Here is a 21,212-nt window from a genome sequence, read left to right as displayed (position 1 = left end):
GAAGAATATCCCTGTTTAAGGGCAAACCCGGCGAAAGCCGGGGGCGCAAAGCTACGGGCCTAAGGGTGGTAAGAAGCCTATGGTCGCCGGGCTGCCGGGAGAGTTAAGCTTTTCCTGGAGTGCCGGCACTTTTTATTATGAGGTTCAGGTACAAAGCCAGGGATACTAGCGGAAACCTTATCAAAGGCATCATTGAAGCGGAGAGCGAGCAGCTGGCCGGCCGCCAGTTAAGGAATCAGGGTCTTTTTATAACCGAACTACGGCCTGTAAGAAGCGAGCTGGAGATCAACTTAGGGTTAGATTATTTGAGATTTTTCCTTCTAAAACGAGTTAGCCGTAGGGATTTGGCCCTGTTTTGCCGCCAGCTGGGCACTATGCTGTCGGCGGGTATCCCCATTATCAATGCTTTAAGAACCTTAAGCAGGCAGGCGGATAACCGCTTTTTAAAAGAAAGTATAGATAAGGTACTGGAAGATTTACAGCAAGGGGAGATGTTGCACCAGGCTTTAAGCAAGTCACCCAAGGTATTTCCAGCTATAATGGTCTACTCCGTAGAGGCAGGAGAGATCAGCGGCGCCCTCGATGAAACACTAATACGATTAGCCGAGCATTTTGAGCGGGAACACGAAATAGCAGAAAAGATTAAATCAGCTATGACCTATCCCTTTATTGTCTTTATGGTTTCTTTAGCTTCCATAGCTTTTATGCTCACTTTTGTCTTGCCTATGTTTAGCAATATAATCGGTAACCTGGGCGTACCCCTACCCTGGCCCACCAGAATGGTATTAGGATTAAGCCAATTTTTAAGACGTTGGTGGTTTATGTTTGTGGTAGTAGGAATAGCTTTAGGCTATCTAATCTGGTGGTGGGCTAAAAGGGAGAAAGTGCGCTACGCCCTGGATAAAGTTATATTGCGCCTTCCAGTATTCGGACGCTTAAAACACCAAGCTTTACTTTCCCAGTTTAGCCGTACCCTGGGAACCCTGCTGTACAGCGGAGTACCTATCTTAGAGGCTTTGGAGGTGGTAGAGCGGACAGTAGGGAATCGCATAGTAGCTGAGGCTTTAGCCCTGGCCCAGGAGCAGGTAAGGGATGGGAAGAGTATAGCCTCGCCCCTGGCGGAAAGCGGTGTTTTCCCGCCTATGGTAGTAGAGATGGTTACCGTAGGCGAAGAAACAGGTACTCTAGACGCCCTGCTGGCAAGGCTTGCCGCTTTCTACGACCGCGAAGTAGGCGAGATGGCCAGCCGTCTTTCTTCCCTTATCGAGCCCTTCTTAATTATTGGCCTGGGCGCTGTGGTGGGGTTGATTGTAATATCCGTCCTACTGCCGGTATTCCAGGTGGTAGGAAGCGTGAGGTGATGGGGGAAAACAAAATAATTAGGGTTTATAGACCCCCGCTAAATGGATTAGCTTAAAAAAGAAGGGGAGGAGGATACGATCGTATGCTAAGTAGGTTGAGAAAGTCTTTAAAGAGTGAAAAAGGTTTCACCTTAGTTGAGTTAATGGTCGTTGTAGTGATAATCGGTATTTTAGTGGCTATTGTTTTGCCCCAGTTTATGAAACAAACTGATAGAGCAAGGACAAGTAGAGCGCAAGCTGAACTACAGGCAATGAAGACTCTAATTGAAACATGGGCTATGGATGATAAGAATGGCAAGGCTAAATATCCGTACACTCAAGCTCAGCTGCAGGCTGCTCTTAACGCCGGCGGAATTCAGTGGACTAACCTGAGCGATCCGTGGGGTAACGCTTATAGTTATTATGTTGATACATCGGGCAAGAAAAAGTTCATACTTGCTAGCAATGGGCCTGATGGGAATGCAGGAACTAATGATGACATATTTGTAACGGAAAGTTCTGCTCCGTCTGTGGGGACTTATGTTACGACTGGGTATACTTCTTATGACAGCCTACCACCACAATAAAGTTAATTTGGGTGTACCTAGGGTAATCGAATAAGAGAACCCGATAAAGTTTCAAGAGGAGCTAAAAAGTGCTTGTACTGGGATTTTTTTCAGGTCTCCTCATCGGCAGCTTCCTCAATGTTGTGATACATCGCTTGCCAAGAGGAGAAACAGTAGTTTTCGGTCGCTCATACTGTCCAAAATGTAAAACGGTCCTGGCCTGGTACGATTTAATACCTTTATTTAGCTACGTAATTCTACGAGGTCGCTGCCGCTACTGTCGTGAGAGAATCTCTTTAAGATATCCTCTGGTGGAGTTTTTGACGGGCGCGGTTTTTGCCGCGCTCTTTTTCCGCCTGGGGTTTAGCCTAGTATTGTTCAAATACCTTTGCCTGGCCTCTATACTGATCGCTGCCTCTTTTATCGACACGGAGTATTATTTGATACCCAATCGCCTTATTTTTACTGCCCTGGTTATCGGAGGAGGATTCTTGCTGTCGAATATTGAAATAACAATTGGGTCAGGGCTCCTGGGGGCCCTTTCGGCAGGCGGCCTGTTGTTACTCCTAAACATAGTCAGCAGGGGCAATGTGGGTGGTGGTGATATAAAGCTGGCCGCGGTGCTGGGGCTGTTTCTGGGTTGGCCTCTGGGGTTTTTGGCTGTTCTTTTGGGACTATTTCTGGCTGGGACCGTCGGATTTTTCTTGCTGGCAGCCCGGATAAAGGGGCGCAAAGATCCTTTGCCCTTAGCCCCTTTTTTAAGTGCAGGCGCTTGCATAGCCTTTTTTGGGGGTCCTTCCATCCTGTACTGGTATTTAAGCCGCTTTTGGATCGGCTGAACGGCAGTATTCTTAGGGTACTAGAAAGGCAGGGGCAGCTATCTTGACCAAAAAGGCGAGCGAAGGCTTTACTCTAGTGGAAATAGCTTTAGTTGTGGCCCTGATGGGCATAGTGCTAAGCATAAGCCTTCCTTCTCTTAGCAAGCCCCTGGCTTATTACCGCCTTAAGGTAGCTGCCGAACAGCTAGCCCAGGATCTACGCGAAGCCCAGCAAACGGCCCTTAATGAGGAGAGCAGTTACTACGGCGTGTTTTTTGCCGCAGGTGGCAACTATTACGAAGTGCGGAAAGCTGAGGGGGTTTCCCCCAGGGTTATAAAACGGGTGGTATTACCACCCACCGTGCAGATCGTGGCCACCACTTTTAATAATAACTACCTCAGTTTCACGGCCAAAGGTACGCCTTATCCTACAGGAGGCACGGTCACCTTACAGGATATGGTTTCTGGCCGGTTTCTTTACGTTATTGTGGCTTCTGTTACAGGCAGGGTCCGGGTGAGCAGCTCACCGCCAGATAGCTGGGAGGTGCGGTAATCGGTCTTATGAGTAAACTTGAGCGCGGGTTTACACTTTTAGAAGTGGTGGTAAGCGTGGCCATTTTACTGGTGGCCCTAGTGCCTCTAGTAGATTATCTGGTCTTGGCTACACGTTGGTCTGCTTCATCTCAGGAGGACGTAACGGCTCTAATGCTAGCGCAAGGCAAAATAGAAGAAATTAAGAAGAAGCCCTTTGAAGAAGTGCGGAACGAACCGGGCAACCCCCAGGATCCACCCATAACCTTTATAGAGAACCCCTCTTTTAGTTATCGGGTCTCCGTCCAGGAGGCTGGCCGTTATCTTAAAACTGTTACTGTAACTGTATTTTACGAAGATGTAAGCGGCCCCAGAGAAATGAGCTTGACGGCGGATAAAGGCTGGAGGTAAAAAACTTTGAGGGTTAAGGTAGCCGGATTCACCCTGGTAGAAGTGGTTGTAGCGGTTACTATCTTATTCATAGTCTTAAGTGCAGCTCTAGCCCTTTACGTCCAGGGAACGCTGATGTATAAGCGTGAGGAGAGCGGGGTGGAGATCCAGGAGAACGCCCGCATCGCTCTAGATAGGCTGGTGCGGGAGCTAAGGAGTGCGCGGGAAATTGATGAGGTGAAAGCAACTTCTATAACCTTTACTTTAGATGACGGTTCAAAGGTACGTTATTATCATGACATCTCCCGGCAGCAGCTTATGCGGGAGAAGAATGGCGGGGTTAATCCGGTAGCAAGTTTTATAAAGGATTTGCGTTTTGAAAGGGAGCCCCCAGACGCCTCACACGACGTTTTGGTAAGAATTACTCTGGTAGCGGGAGAAGGGGACGGGGAGGGCTCTACCTTTACTACCAATGTGTTTGTAAGGTGATGATATGGACTGCCGGGGTGAAAAAGGCCAGGCTTTATTATTTGTTGTACTTATGACTTCTCTTATTTTGGTGCTGGCCACGGGGGCTCTAGAAATAATCGGTATTTATCGCCGGAATGTTCAGTACCAGAAGCAGCAGATCCAAGCTTATTACATAGCCGAAGCGGGCATAGAAAGGGCCATAGCCAGAATAAGGGAGGATCCAAGTTGGCTGGATAAATTTGCCTTGGGCCGGGAGGAAAGGATTTCGGAATTAGAAGTGCCTTATGCCGGAGGCGAAATTAACCAGGTGACCTTGCGTAAAACCGCTGAAGGTATGGGGTGGAAAATAGAGCTTACTTCCGTGGGCAAGTTTATTAGCGCTCAAAAGACCTTACGGGCTACATTGTACTACGTCAACGCTCAAACTCTTATGGGGGGTTTAAGCCTCCTGCCTGATTCGCCCCTTGATTTGGATATAACAGGTAATTTTTCTCTAGAAAATGTCGGACAGAATTGGGGCAGGTTGCTTCTTAACGGGAATCTTAAGCTTTCAGGTTCTGCCCATGTGGAGGCTGATGTATATGCTTCGGGAAGTGTGGAGGGCCGGGATAAGATAGAGGGTCAGGTGTACGCCCATTTCAGGGGCCTTTCTAAGTTTCCAGAGATCGATCTTAAGTTTTATGAGGCGGAAGCCAGGCGGGCCGGTCAATATTATCCCCATGATCTTACTTTGAACGGAACGCGTATTTATAGCGGAATATATTACGTTAAAGGAAATCTTACCCTTTCGGGCACTTATTCTGGACAGGCTACCCTGGTGGTAGAAGGGGACGTCTCCATTCCCAGGGACCTTTTGCCGGGTTCTTCCTATGATGCAGTTACTATTATTTGCCTAGGTAATGTGGATATGGAGAACAGTACGGTAAAAGCTGTTATAATAACCGGAGGGTCTTTATCCGCCAAGGGAAATGGGGAGCTGGAAGGAGCGCTGGTTGCCCGGGGTTTAAATTTCGGAGGGGCAGGTAGAGGCCAGGGGGGCGGAGGGAGTGTCACCATTAGATATAATCCCCAGCTCATCCAGAGCAATTTACTTACGGGAGTGTTGCCCCAGCTAACAATAATATCTTGGAAAGAGAATTATCCAATTTTTTGAGTAGCGGCCTGAATAGCCTTTACCATAAAGACTGACAGGGGGCAAGGTAGAGTTGATCCGGCTGCTGGGGAGTAGAGGCAAGAGCTTACTGGGGGTAGATCTGGGTACTGGGCTGATCAAAACGGTGGCCGTAAAGGGCAAACGGCTGTTAGCCCAAGGGGTAAACAAAGTACCGCCTGCCGGGATGGGTGATGAGATCGAAATGGCAGCTGCTCTAGCCGAGGTTGTAGAGGCAAGCGGCTTTAGGGGGAGAAGAGCGGTGAGCGCTATAGACGGCGAGCGGGTGATCATACGTTACCTGCGGCTTCCCCGCATGACGGAAAAAGAATTGCGCTCAGGCCTTAAGTACGAGGCGGAGAGATATTTACCTGTAGGTACGCAGGATATGGTACTGGACTGCGCCATTTTAGATCCTGAACCCACAGGCCTTACGGGACAAATGCTGGTTTTGCTGGCCGCGGCTCCCCGGGAATTGGCCCTTTCCTATTATCGTATATTTCAGGGGGCAGGCCTAGATTTGGTCGCCCTGGACATCGTACCGGCAGCCTTGTGCCGGGCTTTGGCGGTGGAAACAGGAGAAGAAGCCATTATTTTGGATTTGGGAGCAAATTCCAGCCAGGTAGTGCTGGTAAGAGGGGGCCAGCTCCTTTACAGCCGGAGAATGAATACAGGTGTTTTGATGCCAGAACAGGGAAATACTCCTCCGGGCTTTAATCCCCTGTTTAACCTGCCCCAGGAAGTCCGGCGCTCTCTGGAGTTCTACCGCTCCCAGGTGGGCAGGGAATTCAACCCCTCCAAGCTATATCTTACTGGAGGAGGCTCATACCAAGAGGGGTTAAGGGATTTCTTACATATGGAACTTGATCTGCCCGTAGAAATAAGCAGGCCTTACGGCCTAGGGCCTGAATTTGCTGTGGCTGTGGGTCTGGCGCTAAGGGAGAGCAGGGGGTAGAATGGGAAGACAACTAGACACGATAAAGATCAATTTGCTCCCTCCGGAGGTACAACCTTACCGCCCCTCCCTTTTCTTTAAGGAGCGCAAATTAGTAGTTGCCGTATCCCTGGCATTAGTTTTTTTGCTTTTATATTTTTTCCTTTTAGGGCATACCTGGCTTATCCTTAAGCGCTTGGAAACCTTGAGAGCTCAGCTAAACTTTTATCAGCTTCAGGAAGAGGAGGCCTTAAAGGTTCAACAAAGGATAGACAGCCTCCGCCAGCAAAAAGCGGAACTGGAAAGGCTGATGCAGGGTAGGCAAAAATGGTCAGAATTTTTGCTGGCTTTAGGTGCCGCCTTGCCCAGGGAAGTTTGGATAACTAAACTAGAGGTTACCCCGAACAGGGAAATAATTCTTACGGGCAGGGCTTATAACTTGGCCGCAGTGGGCGATTGTCTGGTGGCTTTGCAGAGCCTAGCCTTCTTGCAAGACGTAAAACTGCAATCTGTACAGGCAGCTGCCGAGGACAAAATGCTCCTAGAATTCAACATAAAAGCGTTACTTAAGCAGCCCTATACACATTAAATAGGGGGAAGTTACGTTAGTGATATGGAGGAAACATCGAGAGTTAAGTACCCGGGAAAAATTTTTGCTTCTCCTTCTTCTTGTGGTGGCAGGGTTGTCCTTTGTTCATCGAGTGGTTTTGAGATATCAGCTGCCACATTATTTGCAGGTTAAAAAAGAGCTTACGGCCGAGAGCGCAAGACTTGCGGCCGTCCAGGAGGCTGCTTTAAAGTTACCCTTGCTGAAAGAAGAACTGGCCCAGGCCGAGGCTGAAATGTCTATGGCTAAAGCCCGGCTGGGCTTGACCCTGCGGGATAAAGAGTCTTTTCTAGCCGCAGCTCAACCGAAAAACGAAGGAGTGAGGATTTTGTTGTTCCGGCCTCTGGAAGCTGAAAAGCGGGGGGGTTTTAATGTGCAACCCTTTCAGGTTTCGGCTGAAGGAGTCTATCCTCAAGTAGAGAATTATCTACAGCAGTTGGAAAATTTACCGGCTTTAATCCAGATTAGGGATCTTAAATTAACGGCCAAGCCAGGGAGCCATGGCGAGGTAGAGGCGAGCTTTATCTTGGATTTTTACGAGCTGGGGGAGAAGGTTGCTAATGAAGGGAAGGCTGTAACCCTCTTACCGTTGGGCCGGTCGGATATCTTTTTACCTCCAGCCGACTTTAATAAGCCGAGCTCCCATAATTTTTTCTCTTCTTCTAAACCTTCTTCTACCCCCTCTCCTGTAGTTTCAAGCTCTGGAGGTACTGGAGAAGGGACAAGACTAGAAAATAAGGGAAAGGAAGATAAGGACCAAAGCGAAACACTGGAATATACTTTTCCAGCCCGCGGCCACGGCCGCAGCAGGGCAGGAGCGCCCTGGCTAGAGGGAATAAGGGTTTTGCGGAATGTAGGCCCTTTTTATTACCCGGCTGACCGGGCCATAGCTATAGGAGGGCGGCAATTTGAACACGGTATAGTGGTGGACCTAGGAAAAAGTAGACTTAAGGCAGAGGCGGTACTGGACTTGCAGGCCGGGTATTTAAAACTTCGGGGCTTTATCGGTGTAGAGGACGGAACGAGGAACAGCAGCGGCAGCTTTATCTTGCGTATAATTGGTGATGAACGGGAACTTTTTACCAGCCCACCTTTAAAGCCGGGCGGGTATCCCCAGTATGTAGAGATAAACGTTACGGGAGTAAATCGGCTAACGATACAGGTGGAATGGAAAGAGGCTGGTCCCGGCGACTATAGTGACCTTAAAGCAGCCCTGGCTGATATGTTTTTATCGACTACTTAGAGGAATATTTGGCCACATCTTGAATTATACTAGGGAATACTCTGGTATACTTTTACTGATCTTTAAGGCTTTGAAGAAGTAAGGGGTGGAGTGATGTTACTAGCACCTGAGGATTTGAAAGCTATACTGGAGGCCGCCTTGGAGGAGGGTGGCGATTTTGCCGAGATTTTTCTGGAAAGACGACGGACGACAGGTATAGGGTGCGAGGATAACAAGATTGAGAGGGTACATTCGGGGCTGGATCAGGGTGCCGGGATACGGGTCCTAAAAGGAGAGAATACGATTTACGGTTACACCAATGAGCTCTCCAGAGATAGCCTTTTGGAATTGGCGCGGACGGTAGGAAAGGCTGCTGGCGGTAAGGGGCCCCACAAACCGGAGATTAAGTGGCAAAGGCCTAAGCCCAACTGGGATTTCCAAATTAAGATGCGCCCAGATGAAGTACCCGTGGAAGAGAAGGTGGCCCTGGTCCAGCGGGCCAACGAAGCAGCCCGGGCGGTGGATAAACGGATTGTCCAGGTAAGTGTGGCCTACGGTGATATTATCCAGGAGGTAACTATCGCTAATAGCGAAGGTATACTGGTGGAAGATGAGCGGGTGCGCTGCCGTTTTATGGTGAATGCTGTGGCCAGCGACGGCAAGATTATCCAGACAGGTTATGAATCCATTGGGGGACTTATGGGTTTTGAACTCTTTGAAGAAAATGACCCGGTAGAACTGGCCCGGAAAGCTGCAGAGAGGGCGGTGCGCATGCTGGAAGCTAGGCCCGCTCCAGCCGGAAGGATGACGGTGGTCATGGCTGGGGAGGCGGGCGGAACCATGATCCATGAGGCCTGCGGCCACGGCCTAGAAGCGGACCTGGTGCAGAAAAAGCTTTCGGTGTATGCGGGCAAGAAAGGCCAGCAGGTGGCTTCGCCCTTAATTACCGTGATAGATGATGCAACCTTGCCAGGGAAATACGGCTCCTTCAGGTTTGACGATGAGGGCCAGCCCGGGCAGAGGACGGTACTCATCAAAGACGGGATTTTGCAGGACTATATGTACGACTACCTGACGGCCCGTAAGGAAGGGCGCAAGTCTACGGGCAATGGCCGGCGGGAATCTTACCAGGATCGGCCCATTCCTCGTATGACCAATACTTTTATCGCGCCCGGCAAAGACGACCCCCAGGCCATTATCCGGGAGACATCAAAGGGTTTATTGGTTAAGCGTATGGGTGGCGGACAGGTCAACACCACTAATGGGGACTTTGTCTTTGACGTAGCGGAAGGGTATTTGATTGAAAACGGGGAGATCGGTCCCCTGGTCAGAGGGGCTACTTTGACCGGTAACGGGCCGGAGGTGCTTAAGATGGTGGACCGGGTAGGAAACGATCTGGGTTTTAGCCTAGGCACTTGCGGTAAGGACGGGCAAGGGGTACCTGTAGGAGACGCCCAACCTACTATTAGAATCCCAGAAATGGTAGTAGGTGGTATCCTGGACGAGGAGGAACAGAACTAATGGACTACGAAGGCTTGGCACGCCAATACTTAAATTTGGCCCAGCAGGTGGTAGAAAAGGCTACGCGTAAAGGGGCCTTGGCCGAAGCCTTTATCAGTGCAGGGGAAAACTTGAATATAGAGGTACGCGATCAGGAGGTAGAGGTTTTAACTTTAGCCCAGGAACGGGGCCTAGGACTCCGGGTATTGCTAGATGGTCGGGTAGGTTTTGCCTACACTACAGATTTTAGCCCTTCCGCCCTCAATGAGACTGTAGAGCGGGCTTTGGCCAACGCCCGGAAGGCTACCCCTGATGATTATAACTGCTTACCTAATCCCCAGGAATATCCCCATCTAGATCTCTTCGACCCCGAGATTGAATCCCGTCCATTGACATATAAAGTAGAGCTGGCTAAAGAGATTGAACGCCAAGCCCGGGCTGCCGATCCGCGGGTGAAGATTACGGAGAGCTGTTCCTACTCTGACCGGCGCTATATAATTATCCTGGCCAATTCCCAAGGAGTGGCTGCTACCTATCAAGGTGCCCACTGCGGAGCCAGTATCTTTGTGGTGGCTGTGGATGGAGAGGAGAGCCAGACCGGATTTGGCTTGGCTACTTCTTTGAAATTAGCTGAGTTGGACCCGGGTAAAATAGGCCGAGAGGGAGCTACCAGGGCGGTACGCCTACTGGGAGCCAGGAGGGTGGCCACCCAGAGGGCTCAAATTGTTTTCGATCCTTATGTGATGGCCAGTTTCCTGGGAGTTATCGCTCCAGCTCTAGCCGCTGATTCTGTACAAAAGGGGAAGTCACTGTTCCGAGGCAAAGTAGGGCAAAGGGTGGCTTCACCAGTTGTACATATTATTGATGATGGGCGGATGCCTGGGGGTATCGCCTCTGCTCCCTTTGATGGTGAGGGCGTACCTACGGAAAGGACCGTTCTAATAGAAGGAGGGATTTTGCGCGGCTTTCTCCATAATACCTACACAGCGACTAAGGAAGGGGTACGCTCCACAGGAAACGGGGCCCGTGGCTCTTTCAAGGCTACACCTGAAGTAGGTACTACTAACTTCTACCTTGTAGCAGGCGAAAGTTCCCCAGAAGAGCTTATAAGGGAGGTATCTCGCGGTCTTTACGTGACGGATGTCCTAGGGATGCATACGGCCAATCCTATATCAGGGGATTTCTCTGTAGGCGTGATGGGGATGTGGATCGAGCAAGGTGAGTTTAAGGCCCCGGTCCGGGGCGTGGCCATAGCTGGAAATCTTATAAACCTCCTTAACTCCATCGAGGCCGTGGGTAATGATTTAACCTTCTTCGGGGCCACCGGTGCCCCTACAGTGCGCATAAGCAGTATGACCATCAGCGGTACGTAGAACTAGCGGGTTTATCACGGATGGCGAGACATATTGTTCCCTCGTGGTATTGGCTTGTCCCCCTAGTCAAATTTTAAGGAGTATGATACAATGCGGCCATGAAGATTTTGGTGATCCATGGACCCAACCTTAATCTTTTAGGTCGCCGGGAGCCAGACGTTTATGGCCGGGTTACCCTGGAGGAAATAAATAGGGAGCTTAAGGAGTTGGCCCTTCAGGCTGGAGCGGAGGTGGAATTTTTCCAGTCCAATCATGAGGGCGCTATTATTGACCGGTTGCACCAGGCCTGCGGCAAGGTCGATGCGGCTGTCCTCAATCCGGGTGCCCTAGGCCATTATAGCTACGCGCTGCGTGATGCTGTGGCAGCGGTGGATTATCCTGTAGTGGAGGTGCATCTTTCTAACATATATAGCCGGGAAGAATTTAGGCGGTATACGGTGACTGCACCGGTAGTCAAGGGGCAGATCAGCGGGTTTGGCCCTTTAAGCTACCGATTAGGATTCCTGGCTGCCTTGGAGCTTGCCCGGGGGAAGGAAAGGTAAAAACTTATGCTAAAACGTCTTGAGCGCTTGTGGGCTTCTTTAGAGGAGATGGGCTGCTATAAGCAAGATAGCCTTGGCTTCCTGGTAAGCAATCCAACTAACCGCCTTTACTTAAGCGGTTTTACAGGTGAAAGCGGATATCTCCTCTTAACACCCCAAGAAAACTGGCTTTTAACTGATGGCCGGTTTATAGAGCAGGCTCGCGAAGAAGCCCCAGGGTTTGAAGTGGTAGACCTGGGCAAGGAACCCCTTAAAAAATTAGGGGAGGTAGTTGCCCAGGCGGGGCTAGAGGATCTCTATTTTGAGGAAGAAGATCTCACCTTTGCCGCGTACCGCCGCCTGGAGGAAGCCATAGAGAATTGGCCGCGAAAGCCCATCCTTAAACCAGCTTCCAAAGTGGTGGAGAGGTTAAGGGCTATAAAAGAGCCCGAAGAGGTAAAAAATATCCAGCAAGCAATAGAAGTAGCCGAGGCGGCGTGGAAACATATCCAAGAATACCTTAAACCTGGCATTCGCGAGAAGGATATAGCCCTGGAGTTAGAATATTTTATGCGCAAGAAAGGGGCAACTGCAGCAGCCTTCCCCATAATTGTGGCTTCTGGCCCTCGATCAGCCTGGCCCCATGGTAAAGCTGGGGATCGAAAGCTTAAACCTGGCGATCTGGTAGTTTTAGATTTTGGAGCAGTTTATCAGGGTTATTGCTCAGACCTTACCCGTACGGTGGTCATAGCCCCGGCCACGGACGAACAGCACAAGATTTATAGAACGGTTTTAACTGCCCAGGAAAAAGCTTTGGAGGCCCTTAAGTCCGGGATTTCCGGCCGGGAAGTGGATGCTTTAGCTAGAAGTTATATAGAAGAAGAGGGTCTAGGGAGTTACTTCAATCATGGCCTGGGCCATGGGGTGGGTTTGAGCGTCCATGAAAGCCCTACCTTAAGCTGGCGCGAGGAAGCCCCTCTTCCTCCTCAAGCGGTAGTTACTGTGGAGCCTGGTGTCTACATCCCCGGATGGGGGGGTATACGTATAGAAGATATGGCTTTAGTAGAGGAAGGAGGTTGTCGGTTGCTCTCTAAAGCGAGTAGAGAATTTCTAGAGCTCTAGAGAAGCTTACATCTTTTTGGCTAAGATAAAACTATGAGGGATAGGGGGCGAGAAAGGCTTGATTTCTACTAATGACTTCCGTACAGGTCTTACCATAGAGGTAGATGGTGAGGTATATACTGTTTTAGAATTTATGCATGTAAAACCTGGTAAGGGCGCGGCCTTTGTACGGACTAAGCTTAAGAACCGTCGTACAGGAGCTGTTATCGAGCGGACTTTCCGGGCGGGCGAAAAGGTCAATCGGGCTCACATAGATAGGCGTAAGATGCAATATCTTTATAATGATGGTGATACCTATTACTTCATGGATTCGGAAACCTTCGAGCAATTTGCCCTACCGCGGGAAAAATTAGACGAGGCCACCAAGTATTTAACGGATAATATGATTATTGATATGCTTTTTTACCAAGGAGAAACTATTGGGATTGAGCTTCCTAATTTTGTGGAGCTTAAAGTCATCGAGACAGAGCCTGGAATTAAGGGCGATACGGCGGCAGGGGGTTCCAAAACAGCGGTAGTAGAGACAGGGGCTGTGGTGCAGGTTCCTCTCTTTGTGGAAGTAGGTGATGTAATCCGCATCGATACCCGAACAGGAGCATACATTGAAAGAGTATAGGGAAAGGTAAATTAATGGAGAACACGTGCTAAAATCAACAAAAGCTTTAAGAAGGGGTGCTTTACTGTGCGAGACTTACGCCAGCGAGTGGCTTACCTCCAAGGTTTGATGGAAGGGCTTCAACTAGAAGAGGATAAAGAGGGGAAGATACTCAAAGAAATAGTTTCCATATTAGATGATATGGCGGAAGCCATCCACGATCTTTACGAGGAATATGAAGAGCTAGAGGAGTATCTCGAAGATATTGATGAAGATCTCTACGATCTAGAAGATGAGGTTTACTCTACCGGTGAGGATGAAGATGAGGAAGAAGATGAAGATCTAGAAGACGAGGAAGAGGATCTCGAAGATGAAGAAGAATACGAAGAAGAGGGTGACTATATAGAAGTCGAATGCCCTAAGTGCCACGAGATCGTCTGCTTTGACGCTGATATCCTAGATGATGAAGATGTAGTGGAAGTTACCTGTCCTAATTGTAACACTGTAGTTTTTGTTAATGAAGAGGGAGAGAGTAGCTTAGTTCCTCCTAGCCAGGAGAAAACAAATCAGGAGATAGAAAAAGATACAGAAGATATTTAAGGCTAGAGTGGTATTGTTTGGGCGGTATAAGGTTTCCCGGCCTTTTAAGGCCGGGTTATTTTTTTGCATAAAATTGGCAAGGAGGTAATAAGCATTATTGCAGGGAGGGGAAGTTTACCATGGGGTTAGAGCAGGTGGAAGAAATTATGCGCCTTCTTCCCCCAGCTTTAAGAGAAATAATAGCTAAACTTCCTGTAAAAATTAAAGAAGGCTTAGAAGAAATTCGCCTACGCTGCCACCAACCCCTACACCTCCAGTGGGCTGAAGGAGAATCCTGGATTACCGTCGAAGGCCATTTGACCGCTCAGCTCGAAGATACTTATCGGGTGGAGGAAAAGGATATTCAGCATACGGTACAAGCTCTAACCCAAAATTCCCTTTATGCTTTAGAAGAGGAACTCCGCGCAGGTTACATAACTGTAAAGGGAGGCCACCGGGTAGGTCTTGCCGGGGAAACTATAGTAGAAAGGGGTAGTATACGTACTTTAAAGAACATTAGCAGCTTAAATATCCGTCTGGCCCGGAGTCTTCCCGGCTGTGCCCGGCCTCTTTTACCATACTTAGTCGATCCCGCAGGTCGACCCTATCATATACTGGTTCTTTCTCCACCCCGGTGCGGGAAAACCACTTTACTAAGAGACCTTATACGCTCCTTCAGTCTTGGAATTCCAGAACTAGGAGTCCGAGGTTTGAATGTGGGTGTAGTGGACGAGCGCTCTGAGATCGCTGGCTGTTATCAAGGTATTCCCCAGTTAGATGTGGGCCCCCGTACTGACGTGCTGGATCGTTGCCCTAAGGGAGAAGGCCTTCTTATGCTAGTAAGGGCTATGGGTCCGGAAGTAGTGGCTACGGATGAAGTGGGTAAGCTTAAAGAGCTAGAGGCTCTCCAAGAAGCCCTCTATAGCGGGGTTACCTTACTGGCTAGTGTACATGCTTCGACACCAGGAGAACTAAAAAGCCGGCCGGGGTGGGAGCCTCTACTTAGGCAAGGAGTATGGCAGCGGCTTATCCTTTTGAGCCGGAGGCTAGGCCCAGGTACTGTGGAGGCAGTTATGGAAGGTGGGGAAGGTAGGGTTCTTTTGGCTGGGCCCCGGAAGCTCTTAAGCTAGATTTCCCTGGGGAGGCTAAAGGCTTTGTTAAAATTGACAGGTGCAGGTTTAGTGGTTTTAAGTTGCGGTTTTTTCGGTTTAATTCTTTCACATCTTTACCAGGCCCGTCCTGTTCAGCTTAAGGCCTTGATCAGCGGTTTAAAGTTACTCGAGACAGAAATTGTGTATGCTTCTACTCCGTTACCCCAAGCCCTAGCGAGGACAGGGGAACAGTTGGGGGGAGTAGCAGGGCTCTTATTTCTGGAGGCTGCCGCTCTTTTAAGGGAGGAACCAGGCCTGCCTGCAGTAGAGGCCTGGGGAGAAGGGTTGGAAAAACTTAAAGAGCAAAGCGCTCTTCATTTAGAAGATCTCGATATACTTAAGACTTTGGGCCAGGGGCTGGGGGCCTCCGGCCGGGAAGATCAAGTAAAAAACCTGGAGCTAGCCCGGGAACATTTGAAACGCCAGCTCGTGCTGGCTGAAGAGGCTGCCCAGCGCCAGGGGAAGATGTGGCGGACTCTAGGGTTTCTTTTAGGTATAACCTTGGTCTTGCTTATGTATTGAAGGGAGAGGACAGAGGATGTTAGGAGTAGATGTGAGCTTGATTTTTCGCCTGGCAGCCCTGGCTATTATGATCACCATATTTTATACCTTCCTTAAACAGGCTGGTAGGGACGAGTATGCTTATATGACTGTTTTGGCCGGTTTGGCCATCGCCCTGCTATGGATCATCCCAGTTATTATGGAGCTCTTTAATGCCGTAAGGGCAGTGTTCCAACTGTATTAGAGAAGGAGAACCCCTATGGAGATTTTCCAGGTTGTAGGTCTTGCTCTAATGACTACCCTTATAATTGTGGTGGTGCGGCAAGCTCAAGCTAAAGAGATGGCCCTGCTCATTAGTTTGGTGACAGGCGCTTTGATTTTCCTTCTTTTGGTAGATCGTATTGGCGCGGTGGTACAAGTCCTTTCTAACCTTTCCGACCGAGCTGGTATTAACCGGTTTTACCTTACCACTGTCTTAAAAATAATAGGTATTGCTTATGTTGGTGAATTTGGAGCCCAAGTATGCCGGGATGCTGGGGAAAATGCTATAGCCAGCAAAGTGGAGCTGGCCACTAAGGTTTTAATCATGGTCCTAGCTATTCCCATTATCGTAGCTATCCTAGAAAGTATTGTAAAATTATTGCCTTAATACTAAAAGAAGGTGGCGGAGTGAAAAATAGAGCCCTTTTCATTAACGTTTTTTTAATATTAAACCTCCTCCTTCTTCTTTTACCTTTTCCCCTGGAGGCAAGGGAAATTCTCCCCGTACTTAAAGAGGAGAATGAGGTCGCTTCCCTTTTGGACAAGCACCTGGAAAACCAGATCCGTGAGTTAAACCTCGAGGGGCTGGATCGGTATCTCCGAGAGCTAGAACGGGAAGTGGGAATGTATCTTCCTCCTTTAGGCTGGCGGGACATATGGGAGAGGCTCCGGCGAGGGGAGTTACCAGTTAAGCCAGAAGAAGTAGCTAGAGGGTTAGCCAGGTATTTCTTACGGGAGTTATGGGCAGGGACAAAACTTTTAAGCCAGTTGGTGATTTTAGCCGTGGCAGGAGCTGTGCTTCAAAACTTGCAAGCATCTTTAAGTGAGGGCACAGCGGCTAAAGTGGCCCATGGGGTAGTATTTTTGGCCTTGGTTGGATTGGCTTTGACGCCCTTTACCCTAGCCCTACAGGCGGCCAGCCAAGCCATCGACCGTATGGTGAGCTTCTTCCAATCTTTACTACCTATGCTGGTTACGCTGCTAGCCGCTACTGGAGGTTTAACTACTTCCACCTTACTTCAACCTGTACTCACTTATAGCCTGACTATCGCTGGTACTGTTACCCGGGGTACCATATTCCCGTTAATTTATTTAGGAGCCATTTTAGGCGTGGTCAGCCATATTTCCGACCGCTTCCAGATAAGCCGGTTGGCTGGACTTTTGCGCCAGTTCTCCCTTGCCCTTTTAGGACTTATGCTTACTCTTTTCACAGGGGTTCTTTCAGTCTATGGGATTGGGGGTTCTGTAGCCGATGGATTAAGCCTAAGGGCGGCTGAATTCGCTACAGCCTCCTTCGTACCTGTAGTGGGAAAAATCCTCTCCGATGCCGTGACTACTGTAGCTGGTACTACACTTCTACTAAAGACTGCGGTAGGTGTTACGGGAGTGGTGATAATATTTTTCCTTGTGGCCTTCCCTCTTTTAAAGATCGTTTCCTTAGCCCTCGTTTATCGGGTAGCAGCTGCACTGGTACAGCCCTTTGGTGAACACCAGCTTTCCGATGCTTTGGAAGGAATGGGCGGGGCTTTGCTCCTTCTTTTCGCATGCTTGATCGGTGTGACCCTAATGTTTTACCTAACTATAGGTGTGATTGTACTTTTAGGCAATTTACTGGTGGCCCTGAGGGGGTAAGGAGGAGGGTTAAGATCTTGCTGGAAGTAATAGGAGAAATAGTTCACCAGGTAGCCCTCATCGCCCTTTTAGCCGGCCTTATGGAAATGTTGCTTCCCCAACAGGCTTTAAGTAAATATGTTCGTTTAGTCCTGGGTTTATTTGTAATCGTGGCTATCCTTTCGCCTTTAGCAGCGAGCTTCAGTCGGGGTAAAACCCTGGAAGTTATCTCCTGGGACCTGCGGCCCGATACCCGGGAGGAGGGTTTTAAGGTGTCTCAAGGGGCCCTTACCAGGATCGAAGAGGAGACTGCCCTGGAAATTTTCCGGAAGAGGCTTTCTAGTCAGATGCGGGCGCTACTAGCCCTGATACCAGGAGTAGAAGATACACAGGTCCAGGTAGAGATGGAGCCAGGGAACCCGCGTAATACGAAAATCCGGCGGGTACATGTGACCGCAGTTTTAGGTAGGGAAACCCGTCCGGAAGAGGTGGAAACCAGGATAAGGCAGACCTTAGCTTACTTTTATGGGGTAGAACCTGGGGCAGTGGATATTTATAAACTGCCCAAAGAGTAAAACAGGCAAGAAGGGGGGTGAAGCAGTGGCCCTAGATGAGCGGCTTAAAGGATGGCGTCTGCCGGGCAAGCCACCCTGGTACCTGTGGGTAGCTATTGGATTGCTGGTGTTGGGTAGTGTTTTTTTAAGCCTGGGCCACATGCTGGAGCCCAAGTCCAGGAACCAGGTACCACATGCTTCCAATCAAGTGTTGGAGGGACAGAACCGGGAAAGCGAGCTTTTTACCTTTGCCCGGGCTTTGGAAGTAGAGCTCCAGGCGATTCTAGAGCAAGTGGAAGGTGCTGGGAAGGTTAAGGTTAGCGTCTCTTTGTCTTCTACACCCCTTAAGCAATACGCTACCAATACTAGAGCGACCAAACGTAGTACAGAAGAAAAAGATAAAGGAGGAGCGACCAGGGTAACCACGGAAACAAATGAAGACGGCCAGCTAGTACTGGCTCGTACCAGTGCCATCCAGGGGGAAGAACCAGTAGTGGTGAGGGAATCTAAGCCTCAAATCCAGGGTGTAATAGTGGTGGCAGAAGGGGGTAATGATCCTTTGGTACGTTCCCGGCTTACCGAAGCGGTGCAAACTTTGTGGGGGCTTGCTCCCCACCAAGTTCAGGTTTTACCTATGCGCAAGTGAAGGCTTTAGGTTTTGTGAGGGCTAAAAAGCTTTAAAAGGGGTGGAGACTATGATAAAAATTAACGATAAAATGAGAGTATTGCTCGCTCTGGTGTTGACCTTTGGAGTCCTGGCTTATCTTATCCAAGGAGACCGGCAGGATATTAAAAGCTCCACAGGAGACACACCAGCGGAAGGCCCGGCACGCCAAGTTAGCAAAATAACAGCCCCTACCTCCCAGGGTTCCAAGACAGATATAAAGGCTGAGGATATTTTAAAAAGCGCAGCAGACAAGGCCGGGCAAGGTGGCACAGCCTTTTTTGTAGAGTACCGATTAGAAAGGGATCGGCGGCGTAGCCAGCAGATAGATATGTTGAAGCAAATTATAGACAATCCTAACGCAACAAGCGATAGTAAGCAGGAAGCCCAGAAGCGCTTAATGGATCTAACCAGGCAGATGGATTTGGAACTTCAGCTAGAAAAACTTATTGTAGCCAAGGGATATAAAGAGGCAGCAGTATTTATCCAACCCCAGGCTGTAAACGTAGTAGTGATGGCGGAAAAGATTACCGAGGAAGATGCCAACAAGATCGGAGATCTAGTCTCCCGTTCTACTGGGCGCCCCCGCGAACAGATAAGCATTATCCCTCAGAAGTAAGAGTTTCGCTACAGCCTTACTTTAGGCTACAGGGTAATTATAACTGGACAGTGATAAAGCGGGCTTTTAAGCCCGCTCACATTTGTTTTAGGTACCTGCTTGGGCTTAAAAGCGAGCGATTAAACCGCAAATATAATGTATACTTGGTTTCTATATATTGCACCATGTAATAAACCTCCTATATAATAGGGCAAGGTGCGAAAGAACCAGAGGCAACAAGCTTCCCATCTGGTAAAGGATACGAAGTATTTAAGGAGGTTTACTTTCCTTGGGTGTTAGAATAACGGATACTACTCTGCGCGACGGCCATCAGAGTCTATGGGCCACGCGTATGGCCACTAAGGATATGATCCCTATATTGGAGAAGCTAGATAGTGTGGGTTACCATTCCTTAGAGGTATGGGGCGGTGCTACCTTCGATGTTTGTTTGCGCTATTTAGATGAGGATCCTTGGGAGCGCCTGCGTACTATAAAAAAATATGTTAAGCGTACTCCCCTCCAGATGCTTTTGCGGGGCCAGTCTTTAGTAGGGTATCAACATTACCCGGATGACGTGGTAGCTGCCTTTATAGGCCGGGCGGTTTCCAATGGTATCGATATTATCCGTATCTTCGATGCTTTAAACGATCTACGCAATATGGAATTTCCTATAAAAGTGGCCAAAAAAGAAGGGGCCCATGTCCAGGGGGCCGTAGTATATACTATAAGCCCTGTGCATACCATAGAACACTTCCTGGATGTAGCCCAGAATCTCGAGGAGATGGGAGTAGATTCTATCTGTATAAAGGATATGGCTGGGCTGCTTGCTCCCCCTGTGGCCTATGAGTTGGTAAAGCTTTTTAAGGAAAATTTAAAGGTACCTGTACAGTTGCACAGCCATTATATCGGTGGCCTGGCCTTGGGGAGCTACCTAGAGGCGGTCCGGGCCGGCGTGGACGTAGTAGATACAGCTTCCTGCCCCTTGGCCTTTGGAGCTTCACAGCCCCCGGTAGAAACGGTGGTGCGGGCCTTAGCTGGTACGCCTTACGATACTGGGCTCGATTTAGAACTGCTTTTTGAAATAGCTGAGTACTTCGATGAACTGCGGCGGAAGTTAGGTTATGAACGCGGAGTCACTCGTATTACTGATATGGCGGTCTTCCAACATCAGGTTCCTGGGGGCATGATTTCTAATCTTGTGAACCAGCTTAAGGAACAAAAAGCTGCCCACCGCATAAATGAGGTTTTAAAGGAAATACCGCGGGTAAGGGCTGAGCTGGGTTATCCACCTCTGGTCACCCCTACCAGCCAGATTGTAGGAACCCAAGCTGTGCTTAATGTATTATTAGGTGAGAGGTATAAAGTGGTACCAGAAGAGGTTAAAAATTACGTACGGGGATTTTATGGCCGGCCCCCAGCTCCCTTAGATGAGGAGATAAAGCGAAAGATAATCGGTGATGAAGAACCTATAACCGGTCGGCCAGCCGACTACCTCTCACCTAGGTTGGAAGAGGCTAGGCAGGAGATAGGGGATCTGGCTGAAAGTGAAGAAGATATAATTTCTTACGCTCTATTTCCCCAAGTGGCCCGGAAGTTCCTAGAGGATAGAAGGGCTGGCAGATTAAACCCTGGACGCAGGGAAGAAAAGAAAGAAGTGAAAGCCGGTGTAAGAAAGGAAGTAGAAGGTGGGGAGGTGAAAGGGGAAGTGAATCTGAAAGATATTGTAGAGCTTATAAAAGCTCTGGAAGAGACAGGGGTGACGGAACTTAACCTAGAAAGTGAAGGCGTCAAAGTCAGCATTAGACGAGGTAGTACTAGTGCAGTACCTTCGCCTGCCTCTGGACCTGTACAGGCTTATGAACAGCTAGTTCCTCCTCCGGTTAAGGAAGAGCCTTCTCCGGCTACTGAGATAGTAGAGGTAAAAGCCCCTCTGGTAGGGACCTTTTACCGGGCGCCGGCTCCAGATGCCCCGCCCTTTGTAGAAATCGGTAGCCGAGTTAAGCCTGGACAGACTCTATGTATTATTGAAGCCATGAAGTTGATGAATGAGATCACCGCTGACATACATGGGCGAGTAGTAGAAATCCTGGTGGAAAACGGTCAGCCAGTAGAATATGGCCAGGTTCTTTTCCGCCTGGAAAAGGAGTAGGGAA

25 protein-coding genes and 1 riboswitch are annotated in these 21,212 nt (G+C 49.1%); all 25 genes read left to right on the top strand.

Going from position 1 to position 21,212, the window contains the following annotated elements; genetic code table 11:
- The first annotated feature begins 10 nt into the window (after positions 1 to 10).
- Positions 11 to 99, top strand: a riboswitch (cyclic di-GMP riboswitch).
- 38 nt (positions 100 to 137) lie between these two features.
- The 25 genes from B9A14_RS12365 to accB all read left to right on the top strand — a co-directional run bounded on the left by B9A14_RS12365 (position 138) and on the right by accB (position 21,208).
- Positions 138 to 1,361: a type II secretion system F family protein gene (locus tag B9A14_RS12365; protein ID WP_084667136.1), complete on the top strand. Its 1,224-nt coding sequence runs from the start codon at positions 138 to 140 to the stop codon at positions 1,359 to 1,361.
- An 83-nt stretch (positions 1,362 to 1,444) separates the two neighbouring features.
- Complete coding sequence (locus B9A14_RS12360) at positions 1,445 to 1,927, top strand: type II secretion system protein GspG (RefSeq protein ID WP_084665998.1); 483 nt, start codon at positions 1,445 to 1,447, stop codon at positions 1,925 to 1,927.
- A gap of 68 nt (positions 1,928 to 1,995) precedes the next feature.
- Positions 1,996 to 2,745, top strand: a complete 750-nt coding sequence (locus tag B9A14_RS12355) for a prepilin peptidase (RefSeq protein WP_084665996.1) — start codon at positions 1,996 to 1,998, stop codon at positions 2,743 to 2,745.
- 43 nt (positions 2,746 to 2,788) lie between these two features.
- A complete protein-coding gene (locus B9A14_RS12350) occupies positions 2,789 to 3,277 on the top strand; it encodes a GspH/FimT family pseudopilin (RefSeq protein WP_084665994.1) in 489 nt (162 codons plus the stop codon).
- Positions 3,278 to 3,285: 8 nt separating this feature from the next.
- Positions 3,286 to 3,666, top strand: coding sequence for a type IV pilus modification PilV family protein (locus B9A14_RS12345; protein ID WP_084665992.1), 381 nt, complete (start codon positions 3,286 to 3,288; stop codon positions 3,664 to 3,666).
- Between the two features lie 6 nt (positions 3,667 to 3,672).
- Complete coding sequence (locus tag B9A14_RS12340; RefSeq protein WP_084665990.1) at positions 3,673 to 4,134, top strand: prepilin-type N-terminal cleavage/methylation domain-containing protein; 462 nt, start codon at positions 3,673 to 3,675, stop codon at positions 4,132 to 4,134.
- A 52-nt stretch (positions 4,135 to 4,186) separates the two neighbouring features.
- Entirely contained in the window at positions 4,187 to 5,269 is a 1,083-nt protein-coding gene (locus tag B9A14_RS12335) for a hypothetical protein (RefSeq protein ID WP_157109956.1), read from the top strand.
- A gap of 52 nt (positions 5,270 to 5,321) precedes the next feature.
- Positions 5,322 to 6,221: a type IV pilus biogenesis protein PilM gene (gene pilM / locus B9A14_RS12330; RefSeq protein ID WP_084665986.1), complete on the top strand. Its 900-nt coding sequence runs from the start codon at positions 5,322 to 5,324 to the stop codon at positions 6,219 to 6,221.
- 1 nt (position 6,222) lies between these two features.
- On the top strand, positions 6,223 to 6,789 hold the full coding sequence (locus tag B9A14_RS12325) for a PilN domain-containing protein (protein WP_084665984.1): 567 nt from the start codon (positions 6,223 to 6,225) through the stop codon (positions 6,787 to 6,789).
- Positions 6,790 to 6,808: 19 nt separating this feature from the next.
- Positions 6,809 to 8,050 carry an NPCBM/NEW2 domain-containing protein gene (locus B9A14_RS12320; RefSeq protein WP_084665982.1) on the top strand — a complete coding sequence of 414 codons (1,242 nt, stop codon included), beginning with the start codon at positions 6,809 to 6,811 and terminating at the stop codon, positions 8,048 to 8,050.
- Positions 8,051 to 8,143: 93 nt separating this feature from the next.
- Positions 8,144 to 9,550, top strand: a complete 1,407-nt coding sequence (locus B9A14_RS12315) for a TldD/PmbA family protein (protein WP_084665980.1) — start codon at positions 8,144 to 8,146, stop codon at positions 9,548 to 9,550.
- On the top strand, positions 9,550 to 10,902 hold the full coding sequence (locus tag B9A14_RS12310) for a TldD/PmbA family protein (protein ID WP_084665978.1): 1,353 nt from the start codon (positions 9,550 to 9,552) through the stop codon (positions 10,900 to 10,902). The genes B9A14_RS12315 and B9A14_RS12310 overlap by 1 nt, the downstream gene beginning before the upstream one ends.
- 98 nt (positions 10,903 to 11,000) lie before the next feature.
- Positions 11,001 to 11,444 (top strand): type II 3-dehydroquinate dehydratase, encoded by a 444-nt coding sequence (aroQ, locus tag B9A14_RS12305; RefSeq protein WP_084665976.1) that lies wholly within the window; start codon positions 11,001 to 11,003, stop codon positions 11,442 to 11,444.
- A gap of 6 nt (positions 11,445 to 11,450) precedes the next feature.
- Complete coding sequence (locus B9A14_RS12300; RefSeq protein WP_084665974.1) at positions 11,451 to 12,545, top strand: M24 family metallopeptidase; 1,095 nt, start codon at positions 11,451 to 11,453, stop codon at positions 12,543 to 12,545.
- A 58-nt stretch (positions 12,546 to 12,603) separates the two neighbouring features.
- Positions 12,604 to 13,161: an elongation factor P gene (gene efp / locus B9A14_RS12295; RefSeq protein ID WP_084665972.1), complete on the top strand. Its 558-nt coding sequence runs from the start codon at positions 12,604 to 12,606 to the stop codon at positions 13,159 to 13,161.
- Positions 13,162 to 13,227: 66 nt separating this feature from the next.
- Positions 13,228 to 13,740, top strand: coding sequence for a CD1247 N-terminal domain-containing protein (locus B9A14_RS17295; protein WP_157109955.1), 513 nt, complete (start codon positions 13,228 to 13,230; stop codon positions 13,738 to 13,740).
- 119 nt (positions 13,741 to 13,859) lie between these two features.
- Positions 13,860 to 14,849, top strand: a complete 990-nt coding sequence (gene spoIIIAA, locus B9A14_RS12285) for a stage III sporulation protein AA (protein ID WP_084665970.1) — start codon at positions 13,860 to 13,862, stop codon at positions 14,847 to 14,849.
- A 24-nt stretch (positions 14,850 to 14,873) separates the two neighbouring features.
- On the top strand, positions 14,874 to 15,392 hold the full coding sequence (gene spoIIIAB, locus B9A14_RS12280) for a stage III sporulation protein SpoIIIAB (protein ID WP_157109954.1): 519 nt from the start codon (positions 14,874 to 14,876) through the stop codon (positions 15,390 to 15,392).
- A 16-nt stretch (positions 15,393 to 15,408) separates the two neighbouring features.
- Positions 15,409 to 15,615: a stage III sporulation protein AC gene (gene spoIIIAC, locus B9A14_RS12275; protein WP_084665966.1), complete on the top strand. Its 207-nt coding sequence runs from the start codon at positions 15,409 to 15,411 to the stop codon at positions 15,613 to 15,615.
- Between the two features lie 15 nt (positions 15,616 to 15,630).
- Positions 15,631 to 16,020, top strand: coding sequence for a stage III sporulation protein AD (spoIIIAD, locus tag B9A14_RS12270; protein WP_084665964.1), 390 nt, complete (start codon positions 15,631 to 15,633; stop codon positions 16,018 to 16,020).
- Between the two features lie 20 nt (positions 16,021 to 16,040).
- Positions 16,041 to 17,264 (top strand): stage III sporulation protein AE, encoded by a 1,224-nt coding sequence (spoIIIAE, locus tag B9A14_RS12265; protein WP_231967740.1) that lies wholly within the window; start codon positions 16,041 to 16,043, stop codon positions 17,262 to 17,264.
- Positions 17,265 to 17,281: 17 nt separating this feature from the next.
- On the top strand, positions 17,282 to 17,818 hold the full coding sequence (locus tag B9A14_RS12260) for a stage III sporulation protein AF (protein WP_172839152.1): 537 nt from the start codon (positions 17,282 to 17,284) through the stop codon (positions 17,816 to 17,818).
- Between the two features lie 25 nt (positions 17,819 to 17,843).
- Entirely contained in the window at positions 17,844 to 18,443 is a 600-nt protein-coding gene (locus tag B9A14_RS12255) for a hypothetical protein (protein ID WP_084665960.1), read from the top strand.
- A gap of 49 nt (positions 18,444 to 18,492) precedes the next feature.
- A complete protein-coding gene (locus tag B9A14_RS12250) occupies positions 18,493 to 19,080 on the top strand; it encodes a SpoIIIAH-like family protein (RefSeq protein WP_084665959.1) in 588 nt (195 codons plus the stop codon).
- A 331-nt stretch (positions 19,081 to 19,411) separates the two neighbouring features.
- Entirely contained in the window at positions 19,412 to 21,208 is a 1,797-nt protein-coding gene (gene accB, locus B9A14_RS12245) for an acetyl-CoA carboxylase biotin carboxyl carrier protein (RefSeq protein WP_422938477.1), read from the top strand.
- The last annotated feature ends 4 nt before the right edge of the window (positions 21,209 to 21,212 follow it).

It is taken from the genome of Thermanaeromonas toyohensis ToBE (assembly GCF_900176005.1).
Classification (GTDB): domain Bacteria; phylum Bacillota; class DSM-521; order Neomoorellales; family Neomoorellaceae; genus Thermanaeromonas; species Thermanaeromonas toyohensis.
The sequence above is the reverse complement of the archived record's forward strand: the minus strand, read 5'-3'. Positions and strand labels throughout refer to the sequence as shown.